Origin of the sequence: Pseudobutyrivibrio sp. AR14 (genome assembly GCF_900101325.1) — a bacterium.
Classification (GTDB): domain Bacteria; phylum Bacillota; class Clostridia; order Lachnospirales; family Lachnospiraceae; genus Pseudobutyrivibrio.
The window spans coordinates 185289-201548 of record NZ_FMUY01000005.1 but is presented as its reverse complement, the minus strand read 5'-3'; the positions used below and the strand labels follow the sequence as shown (position 1 = coordinate 201548).

At 40.1% G+C, this 16260-nt stretch carries 15 protein-coding genes; 13 read left to right on the top strand and 2 right to left on the bottom strand.

The genetic code is table 11. The features are described from left to right. Window positions 1–153 precede the first annotated feature (153 nt). Entirely contained in the window at window positions 154–351 is a 198-nt protein-coding gene (locus BLP50_RS06425) for a hypothetical protein (RefSeq protein ID WP_090152765.1), read from the top strand. Between the two features lie 3 nt (window positions 352–354). Next, on the top strand, window positions 355–981 hold the full coding sequence (locus BLP50_RS06420) for a flavodoxin family protein (protein WP_090152762.1): 627 nt from the start codon (window positions 355–357) through the stop codon (window positions 979–981). Between the two features lie 89 nt (window positions 982–1070). Here the strand turns inward: BLP50_RS06420 and BLP50_RS06415 are convergent, their stop codons facing one another. Beyond that, window positions 1071–1715, bottom strand: coding sequence for a DUF4867 family protein (locus tag BLP50_RS06415; RefSeq protein WP_090152758.1), 645 nt, complete (start codon window positions 1713–1715; stop codon window positions 1071–1073). A 411-nt stretch (window positions 1716–2126) separates the two neighbouring features. Between BLP50_RS06415 and BLP50_RS06410 the strand changes: the two genes are divergently transcribed. The 5 genes from BLP50_RS06410 (at window position 2127) to BLP50_RS06390 (ending at window position 8133) form a co-directional block, all read left to right on the top strand. Beyond that, window positions 2127–2966, top strand: coding sequence for a sugar phosphate isomerase/epimerase family protein (locus BLP50_RS06410; RefSeq protein WP_090152755.1), 840 nt, complete (start codon window positions 2127–2129; stop codon window positions 2964–2966). A 265-nt stretch (window positions 2967–3231) separates the two neighbouring features. After that, complete coding sequence (locus tag BLP50_RS06405; RefSeq protein WP_090152752.1) at window positions 3232–4515, top strand: Gfo/Idh/MocA family protein; 1284 nt, start codon at window positions 3232–3234, stop codon at window positions 4513–4515. A gap of 104 nt (window positions 4516–4619) precedes the next feature. After that, complete coding sequence (locus tag BLP50_RS06400; protein ID WP_090152749.1) at window positions 4620–5723, top strand: extracellular solute-binding protein; 1104 nt, start codon at window positions 4620–4622, stop codon at window positions 5721–5723. Window position 5724: 1 nt separating this feature from the next. Beyond that, on the top strand, window positions 5725–7383 hold the full coding sequence (locus BLP50_RS06395; RefSeq protein ID WP_090152747.1) for a sensor histidine kinase: 1659 nt from the start codon (window positions 5725–5727) through the stop codon (window positions 7381–7383). Window positions 7384–7392: 9 nt separating this feature from the next. Further along, a complete protein-coding gene (locus tag BLP50_RS06390) occupies window positions 7393–8133 on the top strand; it encodes a response regulator transcription factor (RefSeq protein ID WP_090152744.1) in 741 nt (246 codons plus the stop codon). A gap of 21 nt (window positions 8134–8154) precedes the next feature. Here BLP50_RS06390 and BLP50_RS06385 read toward each other — a convergent pair whose 3' ends face one another. Next, window positions 8155–8997 carry a DegV family protein gene (locus tag BLP50_RS06385; protein ID WP_090152740.1) on the bottom strand — a complete coding sequence of 281 codons (843 nt, stop codon included), beginning with the start codon at window positions 8995–8997 and terminating at the stop codon, window positions 8155–8157. Between the two features lie 192 nt (window positions 8998–9189). On the opposite strand from BLP50_RS06385, the gene BLP50_RS06380 reads away from it, so the two are divergent. From BLP50_RS06380 to BLP50_RS06355, 6 genes are all read left to right on the top strand, one after another. After that, window positions 9190–10554: a TrkH family potassium uptake protein gene (locus BLP50_RS06380; protein WP_090152736.1), complete on the top strand. Its 1365-nt coding sequence runs from the start codon at window positions 9190–9192 to the stop codon at window positions 10552–10554. Between the two features lie 10 nt (window positions 10555–10564). Beyond that, the gene (locus BLP50_RS06375; protein WP_090152734.1) at window positions 10565–11218 is read left to right on the top strand and encodes a potassium channel family protein; all 654 of its coding nucleotides are present in this window, start codon (window positions 10565–10567) and stop codon (window positions 11216–11218) included. A 102-nt stretch (window positions 11219–11320) separates the two neighbouring features. Then, entirely contained in the window at window positions 11321–12457 is a 1137-nt protein-coding gene (locus BLP50_RS06370) for an ABC transporter substrate-binding protein (protein ID WP_090152731.1), read from the top strand. 66 nt (window positions 12458–12523) lie between these two features. Further along, the gene (locus BLP50_RS06365; protein ID WP_090152729.1) at window positions 12524–14236 is read left to right on the top strand and encodes an ABC transporter permease; all 1713 of its coding nucleotides are present in this window, start codon (window positions 12524–12526) and stop codon (window positions 14234–14236) included. An 18-nt stretch (window positions 14237–14254) separates the two neighbouring features. Continuing rightward, window positions 14255–15316 (top strand): ABC transporter ATP-binding protein, encoded by a 1062-nt coding sequence (locus tag BLP50_RS06360; RefSeq protein WP_090152726.1) that lies wholly within the window; start codon window positions 14255–14257, stop codon window positions 15314–15316. A 24-nt stretch (window positions 15317–15340) separates the two neighbouring features. After that, window positions 15341–16030, top strand: a complete 690-nt coding sequence (locus tag BLP50_RS06355) for an MgtC/SapB family protein (RefSeq protein WP_090152722.1) — start codon at window positions 15341–15343, stop codon at window positions 16028–16030. Window positions 16031–16260: the final 230 nt, after the last annotated feature.

Genomic DNA, 16260 nt, shown 5'->3' with positions numbered 1-16260 from the left:
GTTTTAGTACCCGGAAAAATTAAGTGATTAGAAAACTTAGAACCAAGATTTTTCGAATTAGATATTGTTTTAGTACCCGGAATAATTAAGTGATTAGAAAACACGATTATGTCTATAGCAGAATCCGCAGGGTTATAAAGGATGGAATTTTAGATGGCGAATATGAGTTATTTGGAAATAAAGGAAACATTGAATAAGGGATACACAAATATCTCAGATGATGAGTGGATTTCCATGTATGAGAGTGCTAAGAAGTTACCAGATGATTTGCAAGAAGAATTGTGGCATTCATCACAGGGCGATGTGCTCAATATGACAGGAGCTATGTTAACGCATGATTATGAGGATTAGAGTATGGCAAAGATTCTAATTTTAAATGGCAGTCCAAATGCAAAGGGCTGTACAGCGACTGCGCTTCAGGAGATGGTTGGCATTTTTGATGCTGAGGGTATTGAAACTGAAGTGATTCAACTTGGCAACAAGGATATTAGGGGATGTATTTCTTGTGGCAAGTGCGAACAGATTGGGAAATGCGTTTTCGATGATTTGGTAAATGAAGTGGCTCCCAAATTTAAAGAGGCTGATGGTTTGGTCGTGGGAAGTCCTGTATACTATGGCTCTCCAAACGGAACTATTCTTTCCTTTATGGATAGACTTTTTTATAGTACGCATTTTTCAAAGCACATGAAGGTTGGCGTTGCAGTAGTGAGCTGCCGCAGAGGTGGCAATACTGCTAGCTTTGATGTACTAAACAAGTACTTCACTATCAGCGGTATGCCTGTGGCTTCATCAACTTATTGGAATCAGGTTCATGGATTTACTGCAGAGGATGTGAAAAAGGATCTTGAGGGTCTTCAGACCATGAGAAATCTTGCAAGAAACATGAGCTTTATGATAAAGGCATTTTCCGATGCAAAGGAAAAATATGGCTATCCAGAAGTTGAGACTGGATGCTTCACAAGCTTTCCTGATGGAAAATAAGCTCTGACCCTAAATAATAATCAATAAAATAAGCCTCACTAGAAGATAGAAGGAGATTCTAAATTCTAGCGAGGCTTTTTCTTTTTTAATTATTGAATATCATTTGCAATATCGATATTTTCTCCTGTGATGCCTACCCATGCGCCATCCTTTGCTTCAGATGCCTCTGCATGTGCAAGGAGCCATTTGTTAGTAGCTGTAAGGAGCTTGTCCTCTGTGTTAACTCTTGGGAAGTCTGGGCAGCCTACATTTGTTCCCTTTGGAAGACCAACAAGTACCTGGAAACCAGAATCCTTGTGAGCCTGACATGGAGCATAGTGAAGAGCTGTTGCATATACTTCTATCATTGTGCCAGCTGGGCAGAAGAATGCTTTTACCTTGCTAGAATCAAGCTTGAAATCAACGATTTCCTCTCTCTTTGCAAGAAGTAAAATGAAATCTGTAGCGCCTAAATTAATCTCGCTTGAACGGTGATACTCAAGGCAGTTGAGCTTTGTGTTGTGACCGTTGCACCATCCAAACTGCATTGGTGAACCACCAAATAAAGAATTTGTAATCTTGTCTGCTGCAGCAAGTGACTGAAGTGCCTGCTCCTCTGCAACATAATCTGTGCCTGCTGGAATAGGAGTCTTGTCTCTAAGTGCATCTACGATTGCCTTCTTTTCAGCCTCATACCCCTCAATGATTCTTCCATAGTTAGTAAACTCTGGATCTGTTACATTATAAATTTTCATCATATCCTCCTTTTACGTATCGTCGGACTAGTCCCATAGATACCATGGGAATGCCAGAATCTTGCCAGATGCCTTCTCTTTTATTTGGCAAGAAGTCCCACTTTTTCTTGAATAAAATTATACAGCTTATGTTTTTTTACTTCCTATAAATAATTAACTAAATAGAGTCAAAAAATTGTCGGGCAGCGTTTGATAAAAGAATAGGCCGGTGACTGAATGTCATGTGCAAGAAATGACATAAATCTGTTGCAAGGCAAATTTAATTAAAATCCAATTATGCAAATATTGAATTAAAATCAAAAAAATTTCTAAAGTGGCCGTCTTCTTTTTTTCATAGAATAAAGCTAGTCAAAGACAAGAGAATCCTAGATGACAAAAAGAGAAATATTAACATAAGAAAAGGAGAAGAAAATGGAAAAAAAGCTTCCAGTTGGTATTCAGGTTTACGGTCTTAGAGACTTACTTGAAAACACACCAGAAAATTTCAAAAGTGTTATGACAAAAGTAAAAGAAATGGGGTATGACGGAGTTGAGCTTGCAGGCCTTTATGGACTTGAGCCAGAGTTTGTTAAGAAGACTCTTGATGAAGTTGGACTTACACCAATTTCAGCTCACGTAGCATTCCAGGAGATGATGGATGACATCGACAAGGTTATTGCTGACTATTCAGTAATCGGTGTTAAGTACCTTGTTATGCCATACATGGCTGAGGAATATCGTCCAGCTAATCCAGCAGGATTCAAGGAGTTCCTTCCACTTCTTAATGAAGTAGGTGAGAAGATTCATAAAGCAGGTATGACTTTCCTTTATCACAACCATGATTTCGAGTTTGTAAAGCTTGAAAATGGCAAATGGGGATATGACGAGATGTTTGATGCAATCCCAGCTGAGAACCTTCAGTCAGAGCTTGATACTTGCTGGTGCGATGTGGCAACAGGTGAGGCACCTGAGTTCATCAAGAAATACACTGACCGCATCCCAGTAGTTCACCTTAAGGACTACATCAAAAAGGGTGAGGTTAAGAATATGTACAAGCTCATCGGAATCGATGAGGAGGAATCTGATGGCGACACAGGATACTTTGGATTCCGCCCAGTTGGATTTGGACAGATGATTTGGGAGCCAGTTCTCGCTGCAGCTATGGAAGCCAACGCACAGTGGGTCATCGTAGAGCAGGACGAGCACTACGAGCTTGAGCCACTTGAGTGCGCTCGCCGCAGCCGCGAATACCTACGTATCCTTGGCTGGTAAAAAACGTTAATCCGCTGGTTACGCCTACAAGCCTTAGAGTCTCTCCGCTCGACGACATGTCTCGCTTGAGAGACCTAAGAGCTTGATGTCTACCAGCTCATTTAATAGTGGCAGCTCATAGTCTTGGCGAGCGCGAGCAGGGAAGCGTCATGCCGGGCATGGGAGGGACCTACACCGGGCGGGTGGGGCCCGTGCCCGAGTATGAAGGGTGCCCTGCGGGAGCACGTAGTACTGAAGTACTGCCACGATAAATTAGGAGGAAAACATGAAAAAGGAAATTAGAATTGCGATTATTGGATGTGGTATGATTTCACATCGTCACATGACAGTTATTGAGAACCTCAATAAGAGAGGAGAGAATTTAAGAGTTGTAGCTGCTGCAGAAATCGACAAGGACAGGCTTTTAGCTTGGGGCAAGCAGTATGGCATTGATGAGAAGGACCTTTATCAGGACTTCCGCGAAATGCTTAAGAGAGATGATATTGATGAAGTTGAAGTTTGTGTCCACAACAACCTTCACACATCAGTTGCAACAGCAGTTATGGCAGCAGGTTTCCCTTGCTACTCAGAGAAGCCAATGGCTTGCTCATATGCTGATGCAAAGATTCTCTATGATGCACAGAAGAAGTATGGCCAGAAGCTTGCTGTTCAGATTAGCTCAATCTACAATCCACAGACACGTATTGCTAAGAAGATGATCGAGGAAGGAAAGCTTGGAAAAGTTTATCACGCTCGTTCAGTAGGTCACAGACGTCAGGGCCGTCCAGGCTATGATATGCAGTTCTTCTCAAAGGACTTCATCGATCCAGAGATTGGTGTACACGGACCATTATTTGATCTTGGTATTTATCACCTTGCTCAGATGCTCTATGTACTTGGTATGCCAGAGCTTGAGAGCGTATACGGTGTTCAGTCTTGCGATTATTGGACACATCCAACAATCGATGCACAGACAAACCGCAAGGCTCCAGTAGAGGACCTTGGAATTGGTATCGCTAAGTTCAAGGGCGGTCTTTCAATGGATATCTATGAGGACTGGGCTATTCACATGGATGAAATCGGAACAAGCTTCATCGCAGGTAAGAACGGTGGTATCAAGTTTATCGATGTTGACTCAACAGGTGGCCCTATGGCTGTTCCAGAGGGTGGCGGAATTGTAGGTGGTGGACACCTTCAGACTCCAAAGCTTGAGCACTTCGGCGTTGATGAGGATGGCAATTTATTTGCAACAAAGCTTGATTGTGCAATCGGCGACATTACAGGCCAGCAGGAGCTTGCACTTCACCCAGAGATGGTAATGTACAATGACAACCAGCTTCATTGGTATTCATACCTTCGCGGCGATCTTACAGATGAGACAAGAATTGATTCACCATATATCGCTATGCAGACAGCATTCCTTTCAGAAGGTGTTGTTCTTTCAAATGAGCTTGGTCGTTCAGTAACAGCTGATGAAATCAAGAAGATGTCTAAGTCAATCGCTATCCGTGAGCAGAAGACTGACTTTGGCGTAATCAAGTATGATTTCGACGAGTATGTTCCAGAATAACGAGGGATAATTATATAAAGCTTACAATTCCCTAGCATCCAATCCTTTTTTGACAAATTTTAGCTAGTTCTATACTATAGTGTCTATCACTTAGGGAGAATGATATGTTGGGGAAGTTAAATCAATTGAATTCAAAGAAACAAGGTAAAGTCTACATTGTGCTAGCAGTCTGCCTTGTTTCTTTTTTTATTATAGGAATTGTTGCAGCTATTGGCGGCAATTTGTGGGCAAATAAAAATCGTGTAAATGACAAGCTTGTTGTGGTATCGCCCCATCCTGTTAGCTTTATGGAGCCTCTTATAAATGAATTTGAAATCGAAACCGGAATTCAGGTGGAGGTTAAAAGCTGCGGCACCACCGAGGCTATCAAAATGATTGAAGAGGATGAAAATGTGGACCTGATGTGGGGCGGTTCTGTTCTTACAGTTGGTCCATACAAGGATGATTTTCTGCCTTATAGGAGTACTGCATCAGATTGTATTTACACTCAGTTCAAGGACAATTCATTTAACACAAATTGTTTTACAGATGTACCTAGTGTGCTGATGATTAACACTGATTTGATTGGTGATATTAAAATCACAGGTTATGAGGATTTGCTACAGCCAGAATTGAAGGGGAAAATCGCATTTGCGGATCCTACAAAATCCTCATCTTCCTATGAACATCTTGTAAATATGCTTTATGCCATGGGCTCAGATGATTCTAATGGAAACACCAAGAGTGATACTCCATCCGTTGATTCAGAAAAAGGATTCAAATACGTAAATGCGTTACTAGATCAGTTAGATGGCAATCTTCTTGATAGTTCATCTGATGTGTACGAAGGTGTTGCAAATGGAAAATATGTGGTGGGCCTCACCTTTGAGGAGGCAGCCCTTACTATGCTATCTGCTGGCAAACATGTGCGCATTGTCTATATGAAAGAGGGAGTAGTGTCTACTCCCGATGGTATTTATATAAATAAAAATACCAAGCGAGCTGATGAGGCCAAGGCTTTTGTAGACTTTATGCTAAGCTATGACACCCAAGTTTATGTTGCCCAGTATTTAGGCAGACGCTCTGTTAGGACAGATGTGTCCAACTCGTCAGAGGTCCTTGCCAAGGCTCAAATCAATATAATCGAAGTTGACAGAAGCCTGGTTATAAATAGCAGAGAAAAATGGCTAGAAGAATTTAGCAATATAGCAGAAAAGAGGAGGGATTAGTATGGCTGGCGAAATAAAATCCTTCCAGGAAAACATCAGAAAGACATTTATCTGGTACTCGCTGACACCGGTTATTGTAATTGTCATTACTGCTTTTATTATCTTTATTGCCGCCTGGGGAATTAGTCTTAGGGAATCCACCAGAGATGATAATGAAGGTATAACAAAACGCATTGAAAATGTTATGAATGACTATTATTCAATGGTTGATGATGTAAGTGCAGTAATGGTTGATTCTGATTCCAACAACAAAAAAGATGCTATATTTTCAGCAATGTACGAGGCAACCTCCGACTATGATGAGCTAGGTGAAATGGTTATTTTAGATGGGGCTAACAATCAGATTTTCTCCAGCAGTGATGATACCTATCCTTTTTTAACAAAAAGAGGCATGACAAACTGGGGCGTTTGGAAGTTGGCGAAAAACAATCCAAATCAGACCAGGACTATTCTCTTTGAAGGCAAGCTTTTTGTTGTTAGAAGTGTATATGAAAATGATAAATTGCAATACGGTATTTTTTACATAGTGCCTCCAGAGGTAATCAGAAATCAGTTTAAGGGTGAGGCTAAAACAGTATTCATCACCGATAACCTAGGCTGGGTTTATTTATACAACAACAAGGTACTGATGGATGATTTGGGGCGAGTGGAGCCTCAGCTTGAAAACACCTATGGATACACTACCATCGATGGCCATATCTTCTATAGCTATAGAAATGATAGCGATATGGGAATATCCGTATATACGATATCTGATATACATAGGAGCATTCGGACGGTAGAGACCATTTTAGTTATTATCATTGTAATATTCATTGGAATTATCTTGATTTCCTATAGAAACGCAGACAACAGTTCAAAGGAATATACAAGAGACGTTAAAAAAATCGAGCAGGCATTTGAGTCAGTTCAGCAGGGAGATTTGGATGTTAGCTTAGATATTGACAGTAGCAAGGAGTTTCAGACTATAGGTCGAGACTTTAATCAGATGCTTGAGGGACTGAAGGAGGAGATTGCTCAAAATCAAGAGCTGGCAGAAAACGCTGCATTCTCCCAAGTAAAGCAGCTTGAGAGTCAGTTTAACCCACACTTTTTGTTTAACACCTTGGATAACATCAGATTCATGGCAAAGATTGACGCCAAGGCAGCAGATAAAATGATTGTTTCTCTATCTGGACTGCTTCGCTACAGTATCCGAGAGACAAGAGATGAGGTGACTGTGAGAGAGGATTTGCACAATCTCCAGTTGTATCTTAATATTTTACAAATCAGATTTAACAAGAGATTCTCCTACAGTATAGATGTGTCTGAAGAAATCTATGACTGCCTTATTCCAAAGTTAGTGATTCAGCCACTTATTGAGAATGCCATAAAATATGGATTTGAGGGAAGAGAGACTCTTGATGTAAAAATAAGAGGCACACAGCATCAGGACAATATTGTCTTTGTATGCGAGGACGATGGCGCAGGAATGGATGAATCCCTTTTAGCTGAGCTTAAGCAACAGCTGGAGGGAGAGAAAAATGAGTCATCACACCTGGGACTTTACAATATTCATCGCAGGATTCAATTGATGTACAAGGGAGACTACGGATTGAATATCGAAAGCGTGAAGGACAGGGGAACTACAGTTAGGGTTACAATACCAAAGCACAGATAGGGAATGGTTATGTATAGAGTGTTAATTGCAGAGGATGAGGACATCATCCGTAAGGGAATTGCCTACACAATGGACTGGGTATCTATGGGATGCACCATTGTTGGAGAGGCGGCAAATGGAAAAGAAGGCATTGAAAAAATAGAAGAGCTACGGCCAGACATAGTTTTGGCTGACATCAAAATGCCTATAGTAGACGGAATTGAAATGGTAAAAACTGCAGGCACAGAGTCAGATTTTAAAACCATTATCATGACTAGCTATGCAGATTTTGAGTATGCCAAGCAGGCAATTGATTTAGGGGTATCGGCATATTTGATGAAGCCTGTGGATGAGGATGAGCTCAAGAAAAATGTGGAAAAAATCATCCAGGAAATTGAAAAGGATAATCAGCTTAAGCAGATTTCAGAAAAGAAAACAGTCTATGTAAAAACTGATGCTGATAATGACTATGTGCAGCATATTTTAAGTGCCACTGAGTCTAGATATTCAGAAAAAATAAGCATAGAGAGCTTCTCAGAGGAACTGGGAGTGTCTGCCAGTTACTTATCTAGAAAATTCAAGGAAGCTACCGGCTCTACTTATCTAGATTTCTTAAATAAATACAGAGTGCAGAAGGCTATTAAGCTGCTAGAGACAGGCAAATACAAGGTGTACCAGGTCTCTGATATGACAGGCTTTTCCGACTACAAGCATTTTAATTCTGTTTTTAAAAGATATACAGGCAGCGCTCCATCTGAATTTGTCAAATAGAAACACTGCCTGATGTAATTTTTATTCTGCTATAAATAAAACACCTAAAGTGCCAGGGCCGCAGTGGGACGAAACAACTGCGCCTGCATTAGTCTCAAGAATCTCATTAAAGTGGTTCAGTCCATTTAGATAATTGTAAACAGAATCTACTATTTCTTTTTTGCAGCCTGAGTGGGTAATGAAAACTCTCTCAGGTCTTGCAGAAAGAAGGTCATTTTCCATATCTTTTACATAATCCATAACATATTTTACATCTTTGCCACGGTATTTCTTCTCAGGATGCATGGCACCATCTGATACTGCAATACGAGGATGGAGCTTTAGCGCACCACCTACTAATGCAGCAAGTCCAGAACATCGACCGCCACGATGTAGGTAAATAAGAGTATCTATTACAAAGCTGGCACGGACCTTGTCTCTGATTGCCATAACCTGATCGACAACCTCACAGGCGCTCATTCCCTTTGCTGCAAGTTCAGCTGCATATAATACCTGAAGACCTATGCCGGTTGATAGATTAGCTGAGTCGATTACATGAACCCTATCAGAAATCTCTAAATCCTCTGCTGCCAGTCTACAGTTATTAAAGCTTGCAGACATAGACGCTGAAATCGTAAATACGATATACTCATCATCGCTGTCTTTAGAAAGAAACTGTTCCACATCCTCAACACTAGGTGCAGCGGTCTTAGGAGTCTGGCCATGCTCATCTGACCAGGCATATAAATCCTGTGGGGCAATATTCATGCCATCTTTGTACTCCTCATCCCCAAGCCTAACGTAAAGAGGGATTATTCCAATATTATATTTCTCCACCAATTCTGGTGATAAATCGCATGTACTATCAGCTAGAATTTTAATCATAACCATCCTCCAGTATTCTCTTAATGTAATCAAAACAATTATCCTTATTAGTACAAATTTTAATACAAGTGGAGTGGGAACTCAAAGCTATAATGGAATTTGTTTACAATAGAGAGTATTTATACTATTATTTCATCTTAGTGATGATATATCACTCGGGTTTTGTAGGGGAGACCCTTACGGAGATATTTTATGGAAAAGAAGAAAATTTCATCAGTTCAATTGATACCACTGAGCTTTCTTATTGCTATAGCCATAGGAGGGCTCATTTTAATGCTTCCGATTTCTTCGGCGGCAGGTCAGTGGACCAATCCACTTGTGGCGTTTTTTACTTCAACTACTTCCACTTGTGTTACAGGCCTTGTAGTTGTAGACACTTACAGTTACTTTAGTACATTCGGTCATATTATTATTCTATGTCTCATACAGGTAGGTGGTCTGGGAATCATCACAGTTATATCCATGGTAATGCTTATCACTCAAAAGAAATTTTCACTAGGTGATAGAAAAATGCTTCAGGAATCCCTGAACTTGGATACAGATGTGGGAATACTTAGGCTTTTGATTAGAATTTTTAAGGATGTATTTAAGGTAGAATTATTTGGGGCAGTTTTATATTCCATATCATTTATTCCTGAGTTTGGCGTGGCAAGGGGAATTTGGTACTCCATATTCCACTCAGTTTCAGCCTTTTGTAATGCGGGGATAGATATTATTGGTGATAGAAGCCTTATGGACTACAAGTCCAATCCGCTGGTGATGTGTACCACAATGTTTCTTATAGTTCTTGGCGGACTTGGTTACGTAGTTTGGTTTGATATGTCGGAGAAAATTAAGGCTGGCATAAAAAAGCGATTTACCCCAGTACAGATTTTCAAAAGATTTGAAGAGCATACCAAGCTTGTTGTCACAGTAACAGTAACACTTATTGTTTCAGGTGCATTATTCTTCTTTATTGCAGAATTTAAAAATGCAGGGACTATTGGAAATCTATCATTGTTTGATAAGACTATTAACAGCTTTTTTGAGTCAATCACCCTTAGGACTGCAGGGTTCAGCTCTTTCCCACAGGAAAATATGACTGACTTTTCTTGCGTAATGTCATATATTTTGATGTTTATTGGTGGTTCTCCTATCGGAACAGCTGGTGGTGTTAAAACAGTTACCATTTTCCTTGCTTTACTTAACGTGATTTCATACATTCATGATGATGACCAAAGTATCATTTTCAATAGACGAGTTACAGACGAAAGCATGCGAAAGGCCACAGTTATCGTATCAGTTGCAGCATTTGCAATTGTAGTGCTTACTCTTTTACTTATAGTTACTAACAAGGTAAATATGCAAGATGGACTTTACGAGGTCATAAGCGCATCAGCTACCGTAGGATTGTCCCGAGGTCTTACATCTAGCCTGGATTCAATCGGTCAGATAATAATTATCGTTGCCATGTATTTGGGACGAATAGGACCTATTTCCCTGGCAATCTTTTTTGCTGGCAGAGGTCATCATAAGAGCAAATGTAGATATTTAGAAGGGGATTTCTTTGTAGGATAAGGAGAATAAAATGAAAAAGACAATAGCAGTTTTAGGATTAGGAAAATACGGAATCAGCCTTGCTAAAAGCATGTATGAAATGGGCGCTGACGTTTTGGTAGTAGATAACAATAGAGATAAGCTCAAGGATATGGACGGCTACTGTACAGCAGCTGTTTGCGCCGACCTTACCAACGAGGATGAGGTAGAGATGCTTGGCCTTAAAAACATGGATATTGTTGCCATTGCAATGGGCGGAAATCTATCAGCCAGCATTATGTCAGTGGCAGTTGCAAAGGAATTAAAGGTGCCACTTATTGTTGCCAAAAGTTCGTCTGATAGAATGACATCTATCCTGAAAAAAATCGGCGCCAACAAGGTTATTGTTCCTGAGGAGTACGGCGGAGAGCAGTCAGCAAGAATTCTAGCTTCTGATACATTCTTAGATTACTTTAAGGTAGATGAAAACCTGTGTATGGTAGAGATGCTTCCTATGCCAAAGTGGGTAGGCAAAAATATGATAGAGCTTAATCTTCGTAAAAACTACAAGATTAACGTTATCGCATATATGAATCACAAAACTGGTCATTGGAAGACCATTGATCCAGCAGAGCCACTTGAGGCAGACAATGAGTTACTTATTGTTTTAGAGCGAGATCAGTTAAATAGAATTAATAAACAATAGACCTAGTTCAGAAAATCGGATAATAAAACAGAAAACTGGGTATTTATAAAAAGCTAACTTTTTTATCATGTAATTATCAATTAACCGAAAGGAGAAGAAAACATGAAAAAAAGGTTAGCTTTATTTTTTGCCGGATTAATGGCATGTAGCCTTGTTGGTTGTGGGGGGAATGATGGAAAGGAGGCAGCTACTTCTGAGGAGGCAACATCCATTGTTGCTGAGGAGAATGTAGATGAATTCCAGAAATTAATTGACGCAGCTAAGGAAGAGGGCACTCTTGTTGTATATGGCTCTTGCGAGGAGGAATACCTTGCAGCAGCATGTGAGAACTTTGAGAGACTTTATGGAATTGAAGTTCAGTATCAGAGATTATCCACTGGTGAAGTTCAAAGCAAGATTGAGGAGGAAAATGGAAATCCATCAGGTGATGTTTGGTTCGGTGGAACAACAGATCCTTACAATGTTGCAGCAGCAGAGGGACTTTTAGAGTCATACGACGCAATGAATGCAACACATTTGATGAGTGATGAATACAAGGATGCTGATGGATATTGGTACGGAATTTACAAAGGAATCCTTGGATTTATGGTAAATACAGATGAGCTTGAACGTATGGGAATTGAGGCTCCAGCAGATTGGGAAGATTTGACAGATGATCAGTACAAGGGATTGGTTTGGATGTCAAACTACAACACAGCTGGTACAGCAAAGCTCATCATCAACACAATGGTTCAAAAATACGGACATGACGAGGGTATTAATTACCTTGTTGACTTGGACAAGAATGTAGAAGTTTATACAAAGTCAGGTTCTGGCCCATCTAAGAATGTGGGAACTGGCGAGTGTGTAGTAGGTGTAGGTTTCTTACATGATGCATTGGCTCAGATTGTTGACAATGGATATGAGAATATCAATCTTATCATTCCATCATCAGGCACATCCTATGAAATCGGTGCTACAGCAATCTTCAAGGGATGCGCACATCCAAATGCAGCAAAGCTTTGGATTGAGTATGCTCTTAGCCCAGACTGCGTAGAACTTGCAGCACAGAATGGTTCATACCAGTTCTTATTACTTGATAATGCAACACAGCCAGAAGTTGCTACAGAATATGGTCTTGATCCAGACAATGTAATGGATTATGACTTCGAGGATGCAAAGGAAAATACAGCTCAGTATGTTGAGGATGTAATGAATGCATTAGGTAGCGCAGCTGACGATCGTTTCCAGACAGAATAAGTCACGTATCACTTTTAAGGCGGGTGTTTTTCATCCGCCTTATATATTAAGAGGGAGGAATAAAAGATGGCAAAGAGTCAAAGTGCCAGTCTTGAAAGAAAGAAGCTTCTAGCGGATCCAATTCTTTGTACAACAATAGTTCTTCTTGTTGTATTCTTAACAGTTTTCATTCTGTATCCGCTGGCAATTTTGTTGGTAGATAGCTTCGTTTCAGATAATGGAATTACAACTGATATTTTCAAAAGGGTAATGGGCCTTTCCAATTTTAGGAGAGCCATTACAAACACTTTAAAGGTAGGATTTTTAGTGGGTATCATCTCCACATTGATAGGTCTGTTATTTGCCTATGTTGAGGTGTATGTAAAACTTAGAACCAGATTTATCGAGGGATTATTCAAATTGGTTTCAATGCTTCCTGTAGTATCACCACCATTTGTATTATCTCTTTCCATGATTATGCTTTTTGGTAAAGCAGGAATAATCACACGTTTTCTTCTTAAAATATATGACAACAGCGTCTATGGATTCTGGGGAATTGCAATTGTTCAAACCCTTACATTTTTCCCAGTATGTTACATGATGCTGAAGGGACTGCTTAAAAATATCGACCCATCTCTTGAAGAAGCAGCAAGAGATATGGGTGCATCTAGATTAAAGGTATTTATGACAGTTACCTTCCCACTTATTTTGCCAGGTTTAGGCAATGCCTTTTTGGTAACCTTTATAGAATCAATCGCAGATTTCGCCAACCCTATGATTATCGGTGGCTCCTACGACACATTGGCCACCACCATTTACCTGCAGATTACAGGTGCCTATGATAAGCAAGGTGCAGCAGCCATGGCTGTAGTCCTCCTTGGTATTACACTTTTGATGTTTATGGTTCAGAAATATTATTTGGAAGCAAAATCAACTGCAACCCTTTCTGGAAAAGCATCAAGAGAGAGAATGCTTATCACAGACAAGAGCGTAACTGTTCCCCTAACTATTGCATGTTCCGCTCTGGCAATCTTTGTAATCGTAATGTATATCTGTGTTCCATTTGGGGCGTTGTTCAAGACCTGGGGATATGATTTCCATTTGACAACCAAGTGGTTTGAGCAGGTATTTGTCAGATATAAGGGACTAAAGACATTTAAGGACAGTTTTGTTTTATCACTGATTTCGGCACCAATAACAGCCCTTCTTTCAATGATTATCTCTTATCTTGTAGTTAAGAGAAAGTTCAAGGCAAAGGGATTTATAGAAGCGGTTTCAATGCTTGCTATGGCGGTGCCTGGAACAGTTCTTGGTATTGGTTATATCAGAGGTTTTGCGGGAGGAATATTTGGTACAGGTATTCTTCAAAGCCTTTACGGAACCGGAGCAATTCTTGTAATTGTTTTTGTAGTTCGAAGCCTTCCTACAGGAACCAGAAGCGGTATTTCAGCCCTGAGGCAGATTGATAAGAGCATTGAAGAATCAGCCTACGACATGGGTGCAGATAGTTTTAGAGTGTTTATGACAGTGACACTTCCATTGATAAAAAATAGCTTCTTAAGTGGTTTCATTACTTCGTTTGTACGTAGTATAACAGCTATTTCAGCTATCATTTTACTTGTCACACCATCATACTTACTTATCACAGTTCAGATTAATGAGTTTGCGGAAAAGGGTTCATACGGAATCGCCTGTGCATTTGCCACAATTCTTATCATGATTACCTATGGCTCAGTTTTGATTATGAATCTATTGATGAAGTATTTTGGAACAAGTAAGAAAGTAAAGTTTGATGAATAATTTGGAAGGGTGAATAAAATGGCAAAAGAGAAAAAAGGAGTTCGCTTAGAACATATTTCAAAAATATATAAAGATCCTAAATCAGGAAAAGATTTTTATGCAGTGCAGGATACAAATCTAGAAATCGAGCCAGGCAGCTTTGTCACATTGCTTGGACCATCTGGATGCGGTAAGACAACTACACTTCGTATGATAGCTGGATTTGAAAGTCCAGATGAAGGTGAGATTTATCTGGGAGGAGAGCCAATTAATGCGCTGACACCAAATAAAAGAGACACAGCAATGGTGTTCCAATCATACGCATTGCTTCCTCACTACAACATTTTTGATAATGTTGCCTACGGATTAAAGCTTAGAAAAATGGACCCAGAGGTAATCAAGTCAAAGGTTGCAGACATCCTTGCCCTTGTAGGACTTGAGGGCATGGAAAACCGTATGACTAATCAGCTTTCAGGAGGTCAACAGCAGAGAGTTGCTCTTGCAAGAGCCCTTGTAATTGAGCCAGGGGTATTGCTCTTTGATGAGCCACTTTCAAATCTAGATGCAAAGCTTCGCGTTTCTATGAGAACTGAAATTAGAAGAATCCAGCAGGAAGCTGGTATTACTGCAGTATATGTTACTCACGACCAGTCAGAGGCTATGGCTATTTCAGACAAGGTCATTATTATGAACAAGGGTATAGTAGAGCAGGTTGCCACACCTCATGAGGCATACTACTATCCAAAGAATAAATTTGTCGCAGACTTTATTGGCGAGGCTAACTTTATAGAGGCAACTGTTGTCGCACAGGATATGGTTCAAGTGGATGGGGTCAATCTCAAATGCACAACAGGAACACTTTCTACAGGCAGCCGTTGCGATATCGTACTTAGACCAGAGGGAGCATTCCTTGCAGATGAAGGTGATTTATCAGGCCTAGTTGAGTATTCTTGCTTCATGGGAGCATATCAGGATTACCATGTGAGAGTAGGACATAATCTTGTAAAGATTCAGGAGTATAATCCTAAGAACAAAAAGATATATAATGTAGGTGATAAGGTATTCTTGAATTTTGAAGAAAACACACTTTATGCACTATAGAATTAGAATACGAGGTTTGTGCTTATGCAATTACTTAATGAATTACAGTCGATGTCAGAAGTTGCAGTAGTTATACGACTTACGGTTGCCACATTGTTTGGAAGTCTTATTGGCTGGGAGCGTCTTGTAAGACATCACAGCGCTGGTATTAAGACCTTTGCGCTGGTTAGTCTAGGCTCGGCGGTGGCTACAGTATTAAATCTTTATTTGGCTATGATACCAGGACTTAATGCTGATGTAAGCCGTATTCCAGCAGGTGTTGTAAGCGGAATTGGTTTCCTTGGAGCAGGTACTATTCTTGTTACAGGACGTCAACAGATTAAGGGCCTTTCCACTGCAGCGTCCCTCTGGGTTGCATCCTGCATGGGAATGGCAATAGGAGCAGGCTATATGATAGTTGGTTGTGCATGTTTCTTACTTGTACTCCTTGCCAACATCGTCCTCTACAGACTTAGCTCACGAGTTGAGGAGAATAGTAGACATATGAGTGTCTACATCGAAGTCAGCAAAAGCCGAGGCGTGTCCAAGCTTCTAAAGGCCATATCGGATGCTGGATTTGAAATAAGCAGTATGATTAAAAGCCGTGAGAAAACAATCCAATCCACAGACATAGCGCTAATTATCGATATAGATTTTGATCGTCGTCGCTCTCATCAAGAGGTTATTAACATGATCAGTGATTTGGATTATGTAAGTTATGTAGAAGAGGTGTAGTAAAAACTGGATATAAAATAGGTGAAAGAGGAACTGTCTAAAATTGCACAGTTCCTTTTTGCATTTATTGTGCAAAATCACATGGCCTTTGATTGGGTTACTGATTGGGTGATTTGAAAGTAATCATAGGACTTGATTACTTGAAGCATAAAAGTGTCAATTTTTGATTATTTGGATGATTAGGTTAATGATTGAAGGGACTGAAAACGTTGATTTTATGGGATTTGTCG